We start from the raw sequence: 12,538 nt of genomic DNA on the forward strand, positions 1-12,538 counted from the left end.
TCGCCCATCGTCGCCGGGGCTGCAAGGTCGCGGCCCTGGCGCGGGCGGAAGCAGCCGGCGCGTCATCCTGGGGTCTAGAATTGCAGTACGGCACCGACCCGTCCGGTTCGTGGCGAATTTGCGGCCGGCCGGGATGCCCGCCGGGACGCCCGCCGGGACGCCCGCTGCCCGTTCGCGCCGCCGCCGGGCCACGGCGTCGGTCGTCTCCCGGGGCTGGCGGGCGTTTCCGCGCGGCCGGAAAATGCTCTAAGCAGGCTTGCGCAGCCTGCGCCACGGATGGAAGTCGGCGAAGGCAGGCTGCGCCAGCCTGCTCGGCCATTTGTCCCTGCGCAAACCTCCGGAGGTTTGCGCAGGGACAAATGGCCGAGCAGGCGTGCGCAGCCTGCCGTCGCCGACTTCCATCCGGGGCGCAGGCTGCGCAAGCCTGCTCGGCCATTTGTCCATGCGCAAACCTCCGGAGGTTTGCTTAGGGCATGTCCGTCAACGGGGCGTTGCCGGCGTCGGGCCGGCGGGCGGTCCGGAGCGGGTGGTCCGACCGGGGCGGCGCGTCCGGCCGGCCACCCCGCGTCCTGAGCGGAGCCACGATGTCCAGCCTGTTCGAGATCCTCGTCATCTTCCTGCTGGTGCTGCTGAACGGCGCCTTCGCGATGTCGGAGCTGGCCATCGTCTCGGCCCGGCGCGGCCGGCTGCTGGCCATGCAGCGCAACGGCAGCGCCGGCGCCGCCGCCGCCCTGGAGCTGGCCGACAACCCGCAGCGCTTCCTGCCCACCGTCCAGATCGGCATCAGCCTGATCGGCGTGCTGGCCGGCGCCTTCGGCGGCGCCCGGCTCTCCGTGCCCGTGGCCGACGCGCTGAAGCTGATCCCCGCGCTGCAGGGCGTGGCCGACCAGCTCGCCTTCACCATCGTGGTGCTGGCCATCTCCTATCTCAGCCTGATCCTGGGCGAGCTGGTGCCGAAGCAACTCGCCCTGCGCAACCCGGAGGGCATCGCGAGCTTCATGGCGCGGCCCATGGCGGCGCTGGCCCGCATCACCGGCTCGGTGGTCTGGGTGCTGAGCGGCAGCTCGGCGCTGGTGCTGCGCCTGCTCGGCGCCACCGGGCCGGTCGACCAGGGCGTGACCGAGGAGGAGGTCAAGGCCGTGGTCGCCGAGGGCGCCGAGGCGGGGGCGCTGGAGCGGGAGGAGCGGCACATGATCGAGCGCGTGCTGCGCCTGGCCGACAAGCCCGTGCGCGCCCTGATGACGCCGCGCACCGAGGTGGAGTGGATCGACCGCGCCGCCTCGCCCGAGGAGGTCGCCGGCAAGCTGCGTGCCGCCGGGGTGACGCGGCTGGTGGTGGCGGACGGGCGCATCGACAACGTGGTGGGGGTGGTCGCCACCAAGGACCTGCTCGATCAGCTCCTGGCCGGCGAGACCCTCTCCCTGGCGCGGGCGCTGCGCCAGCCCATGGTGCTGCCGGACAGCCTCTCGGCGCTGGACGGGCTGGAACGGCTTCGTCACGATTCGCTCGGCCTCGCCCTGGTGATCGACGAATACGGCTCCTTCGAGGGGGTGGTGACGGCGGCCGACCTGCTGGAGGCGATCGTGGGCGAGATCGGCGCCGCGCCGGAGCCGACGCCGGACTCGGCGGTGCAGCGGCATGACGGCTCGCTGCTGCTGGACGGGATGATGCCCTCGGACGAGCTGCGCGCCCGCCTCGACCTGCCGGCGCTGCCCTACGAGGGCACCTACCACACCGTGGCCGGGCTGATGCTGGCGCTGCTGCAACGCATCCCGCGCGAGGGGGACCGCATCGTCTGGGCGGGCTGGCGCTTCGAGATCGTCGACATGGACGGGCGGCGCGTGGACAAGGTGCTGGCGAGCAAGGAGGAGCCGGCGGCGGCCTGACCGCGCCGCCCGATCAGCCCATCCGGGCCGCCCATCCGATCAGCCCATCCGGGCCGCGCCGTCCGATCCGCGCGGCCCGATCCGCGCCGCCTGGGGCCGTGCCACCCGATCCGGGCCGCGCCCGCCGCGGCCGGATGCCTGCCTTCAGCCGCGCTCCGCCGCCACCAGCCGGTCCACCGCCGCGACGTAGCCCTCGGCGTCGAATTTGCGCAGGCTCGCCGGGCCGAGCGAGCGCACCGTGCCGTAGACCGGGCGCCGCCCCCAGGGGCGGTCGTGCAGACCGAACAGCCAGCCCACGTTGGCGAAGGAATTCGCGTCGCGCCCGTCCAGGAAGTAACGGTTGTTGAGCCGCAGCGCGGTTTCCCAGGCCTCCTCGGGCGAGGCCGACCATTCCAGGATCTTCTTGCCCCAGTACATCCGCATGTGGTTGTGCATGTAGCCGGTCTCGCGCATCTCGCGCATCGCGGCGTTCCAGTGGCGGTCGTGCGTCTCGCCCCACTCGAACTGCTCCGGCGTGTAGAGGTGGGGCCGCGGGTCGCCGCGCTGTTCCGCCAGGGTCCGCCGCGCCCAGTCCGGCAGCGAGTCGTAGCGGTCGTAACGCGGCTCGTAGCGGACGTGGTTGATGGCCAGCTCCCGCCGCACCACCAGCTCCTCCAGGAAGGCCGCGCGGTCCGCGTCGTCGCCCGCCGCCGCGTCCCGCACCGCCAGCGCCACGGCGACGGGCGAGATCTGGCCGAAATGCAGGTAGGGGCTCAGCGCCGAGGCGGCGCCCGCCTCGGGCCTGCCGCGCGTCGCCGCGTAGCCGCCGAACGGCCCGGCGAGGTAGCGGCGCAGCCGCCGTTCCGCCGCCGCCGTCCCGCCCCGGAAGCGGCGCACCGGGCGCACCGAATGGTCGGTCCGCAGGCCCGCCACCAGCGCCGGCACGTCCGACAGGTCGAGCGTGCCCGCGGCCGGCGGTGCCTCCATCCGGTGCCGCACCCGCCGCTGCCGCAGGGGGACGAGGTATTCCGGCAGCAGGCGGTGCAGCTTCGGCCGCAGCGTGCGCGCGGCGTATTCGTGCTTCGGCGAGGCGGTCTCCACGGGCACCACCACCTCGCCCTCCACCTGCACCACGCGGCAGGTCGCGCGCCCGGCGAAGGCGTCCTGGATCGCCGTGACCGGCTTCAGGTAGTGCCGGTCGCACACCACCAGCGCCGCCCGTTCGGCGTGGCGCACCGCCGTCTCCACCGGCGGCTCGCGGCAGGCGACGAAGCCGATGCCGCGCCGCGCCAGGGCGGGGCCGATCTCCGCCAGCCCCTCCAGCAGGAATTGCCAGTGGCGGGCATTGGTCTCCGGGATCTCCTCGGCGAGGCCGTAGCAGACCAGCACCGGCAGGCCGCGCTCGTTGGCGAGGTCCACGGCGTGCTCCAGCGCCGGGTTGAAGCGGGCACGCTGCGCCAGCCCCAGCCAGTAGAGCACGTGGTGCGCCCCGGCCCGCTCCGGCGCGTCGTTGAGGGTGCGGAGGCGCGTCGACTGGATCATGCGGGCGAGATGTGGGGGCGGCCGCCGGCTTCGCCATGGGCGCCCGGCGGGGAGCCCGCGCGTGCCGCCCACGGCGGCCAGCGGGGAGTCTGCGCGTGCCGCCGACGGCGGCCAGCGGGGAGTCTGTGCGTGCCGCCCTCGGCGGCCAGCGGGGAGTCTGTGCGTGCCGCCCTCGGCGGCACGCGGGCGACGCTGCGTGACGCCCCGCCCCGGGGCGCCACGCCGCCATCAGGCCGGCACGACCGGCGACTTCGTCCGCGCCAGCGCCTGCATCACCTGGTCGCTCAGATGCAGGTGCGATTGCAGGAGCTGCGGCGGGGTCAGCGCCATCCACTGGTTCAGCGACAGGTCGGCGTAGTGGTCGCTGCGGAACAGCTCCAGGAAGCGCAGCGTGGTGCTGCCGGTGTTCTCGATGTAGTGGCCCATGGCGAAGGGCACGTAGCCGACGTCGCCGGCGCGGTAGTCGAAGGTGCGCGCCTGGCCGCTGGCGGCGAACACGCCCATCCGCGCTTCGCCCTCGATGTAGTACTGCCACTCGTTGGTGTTGGGGTGCCAGTGCAGCTCGCGCATGCCGCCCGGCTGCACCTCCACCAGCGCCGCGGCGATGGTCTTCGAGGCCTTGAACACCGAGGAGTCGGTGATTCGCACCGTGCCGCTCTTCGTGCGGATCGGGTCCTGCGCCAGCATGCGGTGGCTGAAGCTCTCGGCGGCGGGCACCTGCGCCACGCCCTGCATGCGGTCGTTCGCCAGCGGCCCGGGCAGCGGCGCCTTGAAGATGTAGAGCTCATCCGGGCTCGGCGTGTTGCCGAAATTGCCGGCCGGAACGCCGAAATTCTTCCCCAGCACCTCGGGCGGCACGCGGCGGAACCAGTCGGAGATCAGGAAGGTGCTGTCCTCGTCGAAGCTGCCGCTGTCGAAGGCCAGCAGGAACTCGCAACCGTCCTCGCCCAGGCCCTGGATCGAGTGCGGGATGCCGCCCGGGAAGTACCAGAGGTCGCCGACGCCGACATCGTCGACGAATTGCCGCCCCTCGGCGTCGATCGCGGTGATGCGCGCCTGGCCGTAGAGCATGTAGGCCCACTCGGCCTCCTTGTGCCAGTGCAGCTCGCGGATGCCGCCCGAGTTGAGCCGCATGTTCACGCCCGCGATGTCCTGGCTGACGCCCAGCTCGCGCACCGTGATCTGCCGCGTCCAGCCGCCGCTCTCCTGCCGCACATGCGCGTCGGCGTAGGAGAAGCGCAGGTTGGGCAGGGTGCCGTGGTCGGTCGCGGGCGGGTTGACCATGTCCGGGTTCTGGCGGCCGCGCGCGGCGTCGAAGGGCCCGGGATCGGTGCCGCCGCGGCCCGGGCCGCGGCTCGGATAGGGGGAGGCGGCCGGGGCCGGGGGGGTGCCCTGGGCCGAGGCGGCGGTGGCGCCGAGCAGCCCGCCCGCCGCGCCGGCGGCTAGGACATGGCGCCTGAGCAGTGGATTCATGTTTCGGTTTCCGTCGCGACCCGCCGTCCGGGGTCGGACGCGTCGGGATCGCCGTTGCGATGGCCGGCCTTGCCCGTGTCGGGAGGCCGGCGCCGCAACGCGCCGGGCGGCGGGCGGTGTGCCGGGATGGCGCGCTTTTAACCGGAAGGCCACGGCGCACGCCGCGCCCGGCCCGGTCCGGGGTGCGCCGGCGCGCCGGGCGGCGGCATCACCCCAGGCGCGAGCGGGCGATGGGCGCCACGAATTGCGGCTCGGTGTCCCAGGGGAACAGGATCCAGGTGTCCTGGCTGACCTCGGTGACGAAGGTGTCCACCAGCGGCTTGCCGGCGGGCTTGGCGTAGACCGTGGCGACATGCGCCGCGGGCAGCAGGGACTTCGCCTCGCGCAGCGTGGTGCCGGTGTCCACCAGGTCGTCGAGCAGCAGCCAGCCGGCGCCGTCGCCGGCCGCGGCCGGCGGCTTGGTGACCAGCGGCCGGCCGATCGCCTCGTCCTGGTAGGTGACGATCGAGACGGACTCGATCAGCCGGCACTCCAGCTCGCGCGCCACCACGGCGGCGGGGATCAGCCCGCCGCGGGTGATGGCGACGATGCCCTTCCACGGCCCCCCGCCCGGCCCCGCCTCCACCAGCCGCCAGGCCAGCGCCTTGCAGTCGCGGTGCAGCTGCTCCCAGGTGACGGTGTAGTAGCGGCTGGCCATCAGTACATCGCTCCGCCGTTGGGCACGAGGAAGTCGGGGCGCAGCAGCACCACGTCGCCGTTGCCGTCCGGCAGGCCGAGCACCAGCACCTGGCTCTCGAAGCCGGCGACGCGGCGCGGCGGCAGGTTCACCACCGCCAGCACCTGCCGGCCGATCAGCCGGTCCGGCGTGTAGTGCACCGTGAGCTGCGCCGAGGATTGCCGCACCCCGAGCGGCGGCCCGAAATCCACCCAGAGCCGGATCGCCGGCTTGCGGGCCTCGGGGAAGGGCTGCGCGTCCACCACCGTCCCGACCCGCACCGAGACGCGGGCGAAGTCCTCGATGGTGATCACGGGGGCGATCGGGGGAGGGGTCGGGGAGGCCGGGTCCGGCGCCTGGGCTGCCATCCGGAACGGATAGAGCATTTCCGCGCGGGGCGTCCACGTCCCGACGTCCGGAAAAGGCGCGGCGGCGGCGGGCGCGGCCGGCGCGGCGGGGACACGGCCGGGTTGTTCCCGCCTCCGCACCGTGTCAGCGTTCGCCGACAAGCCTTGCCCCGGAAGCCACCCAGAACCCTGGCGCGCCCCGGCATGGCCGGCGGCTCCCACGGCCGGGATCGCGGCAGGCCGGCCGGACGCATCAGCCGGACGCCCGACGAAGGAGACGGCGATGAAACGCGACTTCCACGCCCCCGGCCGCAGCCCGGTCTACGGCACCCGCGGCATGGCCGCGACCTCGATGCCGATCGCGACGCTGACCGCGATCGACGTGCTGCGCGCCGGCGGCAACGCGCTGGACGCCGCCATCGCCGCCTGCGCCGTGCTCGGCGTGGTGGAGCCGCAGAGCACCGGCATCGGCGGCGACTGCTTCTGCCTCTACGTGCCGGCCAACTCGGGCAAGGTGGTGGCGGTCAACGGCTCCGGCCGGGCACCGGCGGCCGCGACGCCCGAGGCGCTGCGCGGCGCCGGGGTGGAGAAGCTCGATCCGGCCTCGCCGCACGTCGTCACCATCCCCGGCGCCGTCTCGGCCTGGGACGCGCTGAACCGCGCCTACGGCCGCAAGCCGCTGGAGCAGCTCCTGCGCCCGGCGATCCGCTGCGCCGAGGAGGGCTGGCCGGTGCACGCCCGCGTCCACCACGACTGGACGGCCTCGGTGGAGCGCCTCGCGGGCAACGAGGCGTCCCGCCGGCGCTTCCTGCTGGACGGCGCGGCGCCGCCGGTCGGGCACCGGTTCGTCCAGCCCGAGCTGGGGAAGACGCTGCGCGCCATCGCCAGGGGCGGCGCGCGCGCCTTCTACGAGGGCGAGATCGCGGCCGACATGGTGGCGACGCTGCGCGCGCTCGGCGGGCTGCATACCGAGGCCGACTTCGCCGAGGGGCTGGAGGGCGCCGAATTCGTCCAGCCGATCTCGACCGCCTGGCGCGGCATGGAGGTGTTCCAGTGCCCGCCCAACGGCTCCGGCCTGCTGGTGCTGATGCTGCTCGGCATCCTGGGCGGGCTGGAGACGCCGGCGGGCGGTCCGCTCTCCGTCGCCCGGCTGCATCGCCACGCCGAGGCGGCGCGCCTCGTCTACCGCGACCGCGACGCGCTGATCGCCGACCCGGCGCAGTACGAGGTGCCGGTGGCGAGGCTGCTCTCGGCCGACTACCTCGCCGGGCTGCGCGGGCTGATCGACGACGGGCAGGCCATGCGCGAGCTGCCGCCCGCCGGCGCCGCCGAGTGGCTGCCGCAGCACCGGGACACGGTCTATCTCTGCGTGGTGGACGAGGAGGGCAACGCCTGCTCTTTCATCAACTCGCTGTTCCAGAATTTCGGCTCCGGCATCCTGGCCGAGAAGTCCGGCGTGATGCTGCACAACCGCGGCTTCGGGTTCCGGCTGCAGGAGGGCCACCCGAACTGCATCGCGCCGCGCAAGCGCCCGATGCACACCATCATGCCGGGCATGGTGATGAAGGACGGCCACGCGCTGATGCCCTACGGCGTGATGGGCGGGCATTTCCAGCCCATGGGCCAGACCCTGTTCCTGACCAACCACTTCGAGCACGGGCTCGACATCCAGGAGTCGCTCGACCTGGCGCGCCTCTTCCCCTACGGCGGCAGGCTCGAGGTGGAGCGCGGCATCCCGGCCGCGGTGGTGGACGGGCTGAACCGGCTCGGCCACGAATGCTGGCTGAACCCGAAGCCGCATGGCGGCGGGCAGGCCATCCTGATCGACCGCGAGCGCGGCGTGCTGATGGGCGGCAGCGACCCGCGCAAGGATGGCTGCGCGATGGGCTACTGACCGGGGAGGCCCCTCGATGACCGAACCCTGCGACCTCGCCGCCACCGAGGCGCGCCGGCTGATCGGCCGCCGCGCCCTTTCGCCGGTCGAGCTGCTGCGGAGCTGCCTCGGCCGCATCGGCGCGGTGGACCACGCGATCAACGCCATGGTGGCGCTCGACACGGAACGCGCCGAGGCCGCGGCGCGCGCCGCCGAGGCCGCCGTGATGCGCGGCGACCGGCTCGGGCCGCTGCACGGCCTGCCGCTCGGCATCAAGGACACCGAGGACACGGCGGGGCTGCGCACCACCTATGGCAGCCCGATCTTCCGCGACCAGGTGCCGGCGCGGGACGCCCACATCGTCGCCTCGCTGCGGCAGGCGGGCGGGATCGTGGCCGGCAAGACCAACGTCCCGGAATTCGCCGCCGGCGCCAACACGCGCAACCCGGTCTACGGCGCGACCGGCAACCCGTTCGACCCGACCCGCTCGGCGGCCGGCTCCTCCGGCGGCTCGGCGGCGGCGCTGGCGACGGGGATGGTGCCGCTGGCCACGGGCAGCGACATGGGCGGCTCGCTGCGCAACCCGGCCGCCTATTGCGGCATCGTCGGCTTCCGGCCGAGCGCCGGGCTGGTGCCGTCCGACAAGCGGCCGCTCGGCTGGTCCAACCTCTCGGTGCTCGGGCCGATGGCGCGCAACGTGCCGGATCTCTGCCTGATGCTCTCGGCCATGGCCTCGGACGATGCCGGCGACCCGCTGGCCTATACCGTCCAGGGCCGCCTGGTCCGGACGCCGGGCGAATTCCACCCGGTGCCGGGCGTGGACCTCGCCACGCTGCGCGTCGCCGCCACCGAGGATTTCGGCTTCGCGCCGACCGAGCGGGCCATCCGCCGCGTCTTCGCCGCCCGCGCCGGGGCGCTGTCGCCGCTGTTCGGCCGGCTGGAGCACGCCCACCCGAATTGCGACGGCGCCGACGAGGCCTTCGAGATCCTGCGCGCGGGCATCTTCCTCGCATCGCATCTGGAGAAGGTGCGGACGCGGCGCGCCGAGGTCGGTCCCAACATCGTCGCCAATGTCGAGGAGGGGCTGCGCTACACGCTGGCCGACGGGGCGCGCGCCGCGGCGCTGCAGACCGCGCTGTACCGGCGCTGGCAGGCCTTCTTCCGCGACCACGACGTGCTGATCTCGCCCGCCATCACCCTCTCGCCCCGGCCCTGGAGCGAGCTGTACCCGGCCGAGATCGACGGCGAGCCGACCCGCACCTACTTCCACTGGCTGGCGCTGGCCTATGCGGTGACGCTGGCGGGGCACCCGGCGATCAGCCTGCCGGTCGGGCGGGACGAGGCGGGCATGCCCTTCGGCCTGCAGATCGTCGGCCCGCGCGGCGGCGACGCGCTGGTGCTCGGCGTGGCGGCGGCGCTGGAAGCCGCGCTGGCGGGGGATCCGGCGCTGGCCCGGCCGGTGCCCGACCTCGCGGCGCTGCGCGCGGCCGGGCCGATCGCCGCCATGCCCGGCTTCGACGGCTGGGGCTGAGTCCTCCGCCGGCCGGGCCCTACCAGCCCGGGCGCCCGCCCCAGCCGGGACTGCCCCAGCCTGGGCCGCCGCGCCCCGGGCCACCCCAACCGGGGCCGCCGCGCCCGTAGCCCTCGCTGTAGCGCGGGCCGCGATCGTGGCGCCGGCCGCCGTTCGAGGCGGCGATGGCGAGGCCCGTCACCGCCGCCACGCCGACGCCCAGCGCCGCGGTGCGGCCCCAGTCCATGCGGCCATAGGGGTCGGTGCAGCCGGCCGTCAGCAGCGCGGCCGACAGGCCGAGGACGGGCAGCAGGCGGGACAGGCGGGGCAGGGCGGGCATCGTGGGAAACCTCCGATGCCGTACAGGCTGCGCGCGCCGGATGGCGACTCGCGGGCCGGAGCGTGGCGGCGCGCGGCGGCTTCGTGGCGGATCGTGGCGAACGCTCCCGGAGCACCCCCGTGGTGCCCCCGGGGCGCCCGATCGTCCGCGCCGGGTCCGGTTTTCCTCCGCCCGCTCAGCCCTGGCGGCCGGCGCCGCCGGTGAAGGCGTTGAAGGCCTGGATGGTCTGCGTGTCCTTCACGCCCGGCATGGTCTGCAGCCGCTCCACCACGAACAGGCCGATGTCGCGGTCCGCCTCCAGGTAGAATTTCCCCAGCAGGTCGTAGGGGCCGGAGACGGAATGCATCTCCGACAGTTCCTCCACCGTGTCGGCCATGTCGCGCGCGACGGCGTAGGCGCGGCCGGGCTCGCACTTGAAGAAGACGAAGATGGCGCGCATGGCGGTTCCCTTCCGCATGGTGTCTGGCGTGGCGGGAAGATGGCCCCGCGCGGCGCCCGGTGGAAGGCCGGCGCGGCCGGGACGTGCGCGCGAGTGCGTGGTCGCGCCGGCGCGGCGCCACGCCGCCGGGTGACGCGGCGCGCATCCCGCGCTAGGCTCGCGCCGCCTGAAATTGCACGGGAGGCACCCATGTCCGAGGCCAAGCGGATCCAGCCGCGCAGCGGTGGCCGGCTGATCGCCGACGCGCTCGTCGCGCAGGGCGTCACCCATGCCTTCTGCGTTCCCGGCGAGAGCTACCTCGACGTGCTCGACGGACTCTACGCCGTGCGCAACCGCATCCAGCTCGTCACCTGCCGCTTCGAGGCGGGTGCCGTGCACATGGCGGAAGCCTTCGGCAAGCTGACCGGCAGGCCCGGAGTCGCCTTCGTCACGCGCGGCCCCGGCGCCTGCCACGCCTCGATCGGCGTGCACGTCGCGATGCAGGACAGCACGCCGCTGGTGCTGTTCGTCGGCCAGATCCCGTTCGAGGAGACGGACCGCGACAGCTTCCAGGAGGTGGACTACCGGCGCATGTTCGCGCCGCTCGCCAAGTGGGTGACGCAGATCGACGACGCGGCGCGCGTGCCGGAGCTGATCGCGCACGCCTTCGACGTCGCCACCTCCGGCCGCCCCGGCCCGGTGGTGATCGCGATCTCCGAGGAGATGCAGAAGAAGCTGGTGGAGGTGCCGGATATCGGCCCCGCCGCGGTGCTGCCGCCGCACCCCGCGCCCGACGCCGTCCCGCGCCTGATGGAGATGCTCGGCCGCGCGCGCAGGCCGCTCGCCATCCTCGGCGGCTCCCGCTGGAGCGAGGCGGGCAGGGCCGCGATCCGCGAATTCCTGCTGGCCAACGACCTGCCGGTGACGGTCGCCTTCCGCCGCATGGGGCTGTTCGACGGCACCTCGCCCAACTACGCCGGCGATCTCGGCGTCGGCGCCGACGCGGCGCTGGTGGCCAAGGCGAAGGAGGCGGACCTGATCCTCGCCATCGGCACCCGACTCGGCGAGCCGGTCAGCCAGGGCTACACGCTGTTCCAGATGGCCGGCGAGTCGGCCGGCGGCACGCCGATCGTGCACGTCCACCCCGAGCAGTCCGAGATCGGCCGCGTCTACCGCCCGGCGCTCGGCATCGTCTCCGACCTCGACGCCTTCGCCGAGGCCGCGCGCGCGGCGAAGCCGGTCGCCTCGCCGCCCTGGTCCGGCTGGCGCGCCGAGCTGCGCGCGCTGCGCGAGAAGCAGGCCGTGGCGCCGGACTATGCCGGCCCGCTCAATTTCGCCGTGGCGCTGCAGGAGATGGAGAAGGTCCTGCCGCCCGACACCATCTACACGACGGATGCCGGCAATTTCGCCACCTGGCCGAACCGCTTCATGCATGTGGGCGAGAAGCAGGACTTCCTCGGCCCGACCAACGGCGCCATGGGCTACAGCGTGCCGGCCGCGATCGGCGCCAAGATCACCTTCCCCGAGCGCACCGTGGTCGCCTTCGTCGGCGATGGCGGCTTCCTGATGACGGGGCAGGAGATCGCGACGGCGTTCCACCATTCGGTGAACCCGATCGTCGTGGTGGTGAACAACTCGATGTACGGCACCATCCGCATGTACCAGGAGCGCACCTATCCCGGCCGCATCTCCGGCACCGCGCTCACCAACCCGGACTTCGCCCGCTTCATCGAGAGCTTCGGCGGCCATGGCGAGACGGTGGAGCGCACCGAGGAGATGGTGCCGGCGCTGAAGCGCGCCATGGCCAGCGGCAGGCCGGCGCTGATCGAGGTGCGGCTGAGCCCGGAGCAGATCACCAACCGCGCCACGGTCGCCGATCTCCGCGCCCAGGCGCAGAAGGCCGCCGAGGCGGCGGGCCGTGCCCCCATCGCCCAGGCGCACCGCGCCCCGTCGCCGCGCCGGCAGGGACCGCGCCTGCGCTGAGGGACCGCCGGTGCCGGGGCCCGCGTGCCGCATGCGCGGCATCGGGACTCCGGCGCCGGCGCCGGACGCGCTTTCGGTGCTGTAATTCCCCGTTCACGCAGCCTGCCCGACGCCCCGGCGTTGTGGGACGGAAGTCAGATGAACGGAGCATCCCTGGTGAGAACGACGATCCTGGCCGCTTCCCTGCTGGCGCTCGGCCTGTCGGCCGGCACCGCCTCGGCCAAGGGCTGCCTGACCGGCGCGGCGGTCGGCGCGGTGGCCGGCCATGTCGCGGGCCATCACGGCGTGCTCGGCGCGGCCGCCGGCTGCGCCATCAACCACCATCGTCACGCCGTCGAGGACCGGCAGCAGTCCAACACCCCGCAGCAGCCGCAGCAGGCCCCGCCGCAGCAGCCGGCGCCGGCCACGCAGAACTAGAGCGGATCGCCGGCGGGCGGCAACGCCCGGGCGATCCCCCCCCCCCCCCGGGCCC

The 12,538-nt window shown here is 74.1% G+C and carries 11 protein-coding genes; 5 read left to right on the plus strand and 6 right to left on the minus strand.

Features of this window, described 5'->3' with window-relative positions:
- Window positions 1-584 precede the first annotated feature (584 nt).
- A complete protein-coding gene (locus M0638_RS04640; protein ID WP_248665792.1) occupies window positions 585-1,886 on the plus strand; it encodes a hemolysin family protein in 1,302 nt (433 codons plus the stop codon).
- Window positions 1,887-2,030: 144 nt separating this feature from the next.
- Here the strand turns inward: M0638_RS04640 and M0638_RS04645 are convergent, their stop codons facing one another.
- From M0638_RS04645 to M0638_RS04660, 4 genes are all read right to left on the minus strand, one after another.
- The gene (locus M0638_RS04645; RefSeq protein ID WP_248665793.1) at window positions 2,031-3,407 is read right to left on the minus strand and encodes a deoxyribodipyrimidine photo-lyase; all 1,377 of its coding nucleotides are present in this window, start codon (window positions 3,405-3,407) and stop codon (window positions 2,031-2,033) included.
- 228 nt (window positions 3,408-3,635) lie between these two features.
- A complete protein-coding gene (locus tag M0638_RS04650; protein ID WP_248665794.1) occupies window positions 3,636-4,880 on the minus strand; it encodes a cupin domain-containing protein in 1,245 nt (414 codons plus the stop codon).
- Window positions 4,881-5,088: 208 nt separating this feature from the next.
- Window positions 5,089-5,577 (minus strand): xanthine phosphoribosyltransferase, encoded by a 489-nt coding sequence (gene gpt, locus M0638_RS04655; protein ID WP_248665795.1) that lies wholly within the window; start codon window positions 5,575-5,577, stop codon window positions 5,089-5,091.
- Complete coding sequence (locus M0638_RS04660) at window positions 5,577-5,963, minus strand: tRNA-binding protein (RefSeq protein WP_248665805.1); 387 nt, start codon at window positions 5,961-5,963, stop codon at window positions 5,577-5,579. Before M0638_RS04660 ends, gpt begins: the two co-directional genes overlap by 1 nt.
- Before the next feature lie 262 nt (window positions 5,964-6,225).
- Between M0638_RS04660 and M0638_RS04665 the strand changes: the two genes are divergently transcribed.
- Both M0638_RS04665 and M0638_RS04670 read left to right on the plus strand, forming a co-directional pair.
- Window positions 6,226-7,836 (plus strand): gamma-glutamyltransferase family protein, encoded by a 1,611-nt coding sequence (locus M0638_RS04665; protein ID WP_248665796.1) that lies wholly within the window; start codon window positions 6,226-6,228, stop codon window positions 7,834-7,836.
- Window positions 7,837-7,852: 16 nt separating this feature from the next.
- Window positions 7,853-9,346, plus strand: coding sequence for an amidase (locus tag M0638_RS04670; RefSeq protein WP_248665797.1), 1,494 nt, complete (start codon window positions 7,853-7,855; stop codon window positions 9,344-9,346).
- Window positions 9,347-9,365: 19 nt separating this feature from the next.
- Here M0638_RS04670 and M0638_RS04675 read toward each other — a convergent pair whose 3' ends face one another.
- Together M0638_RS04675 and M0638_RS04680 are read right to left on the minus strand one after the other, a co-directional pair.
- Window positions 9,366-9,665: a hypothetical protein gene (locus M0638_RS04675; RefSeq protein WP_248665798.1), complete on the minus strand. Its 300-nt coding sequence runs from the start codon at window positions 9,663-9,665 to the stop codon at window positions 9,366-9,368.
- A gap of 175 nt (window positions 9,666-9,840) precedes the next feature.
- Entirely contained in the window at window positions 9,841-10,104 is a 264-nt protein-coding gene (locus M0638_RS04680; protein ID WP_248665799.1) for an Lrp/AsnC ligand binding domain-containing protein, read from the minus strand.
- Between the two features lie 189 nt (window positions 10,105-10,293).
- On the opposite strand from M0638_RS04680, the gene M0638_RS04685 reads away from it, so the two are divergent.
- Together M0638_RS04685 and M0638_RS04690 are read left to right on the plus strand one after the other, a co-directional pair.
- Window positions 10,294-12,066: a thiamine pyrophosphate-dependent enzyme gene (locus M0638_RS04685; RefSeq protein WP_248665800.1), complete on the plus strand. Its 1,773-nt coding sequence runs from the start codon at window positions 10,294-10,296 to the stop codon at window positions 12,064-12,066.
- A 138-nt stretch (window positions 12,067-12,204) separates the two neighbouring features.
- Complete coding sequence (locus M0638_RS04690) at window positions 12,205-12,483, plus strand: hypothetical protein (RefSeq protein ID WP_248665801.1); 279 nt, start codon at window positions 12,205-12,207, stop codon at window positions 12,481-12,483.
- The last annotated feature ends 55 nt before the right edge of the window (window positions 12,484-12,538 follow it).

Source organism: Roseomonas acroporae, from assembly GCF_023223525.1.
In the GTDB taxonomy this organism is placed as follows: domain Bacteria; phylum Pseudomonadota; class Alphaproteobacteria; order Acetobacterales; family Acetobacteraceae; genus Roseomonas_E; species Roseomonas_E acroporae.

Coding starts and splice junctions, on each gene's coding strand:
- M0638_RS04680 (WP_248665799.1), bottom strand. CDS start 10,104: ATGCGCGCCATCTTCGTCTTCTTCAAGTGCGAGCCCGGCCGCGCCTAC.
- M0638_RS04685 (WP_248665800.1), top strand. CDS start 10,294: ATGTCCGAGGCCAAGCGGATCCAGCCGCGCAGCGGTGGCCGGCTGATC.
- M0638_RS04690 (WP_248665801.1), top strand. CDS start 12,205: ATGAACGGAGCATCCCTGGTGAGAACGACGATCCTGGCCGCTTCCCTG.
- M0638_RS04640 (WP_248665792.1), top strand. CDS start 585: ATGTCCAGCCTGTTCGAGATCCTCGTCATCTTCCTGCTGGTGCTGCTG.
- M0638_RS04650 (WP_248665794.1), bottom strand. CDS start 4,880: ATGAATCCACTGCTCAGGCGCCATGTCCTAGCCGCCGGCGCGGCGGGC.
- M0638_RS04645 (WP_248665793.1), bottom strand. CDS start 3,407: ATGATCCAGTCGACGCGCCTCCGCACCCTCAACGACGCGCCGGAGCGG.
- M0638_RS04675 (WP_248665798.1), bottom strand. CDS start 9,665: ATGCCCGCCCTGCCCCGCCTGTCCCGCCTGCTGCCCGTCCTCGGCCTG.
- M0638_RS04665 (WP_248665796.1), top strand. CDS start 6,226: ATGAAACGCGACTTCCACGCCCCCGGCCGCAGCCCGGTCTACGGCACC.
- gpt (WP_248665795.1), bottom strand. CDS start 5,577: ATGGCCAGCCGCTACTACACCGTCACCTGGGAGCAGCTGCACCGCGAC.
- M0638_RS04660 (WP_248665805.1), bottom strand. CDS start 5,963: ATGGCAGCCCAGGCGCCGGACCCGGCCTCCCCGACCCCTCCCCCGATC.
- M0638_RS04670 (WP_248665797.1), top strand. CDS start 7,853: ATGACCGAACCCTGCGACCTCGCCGCCACCGAGGCGCGCCGGCTGATC.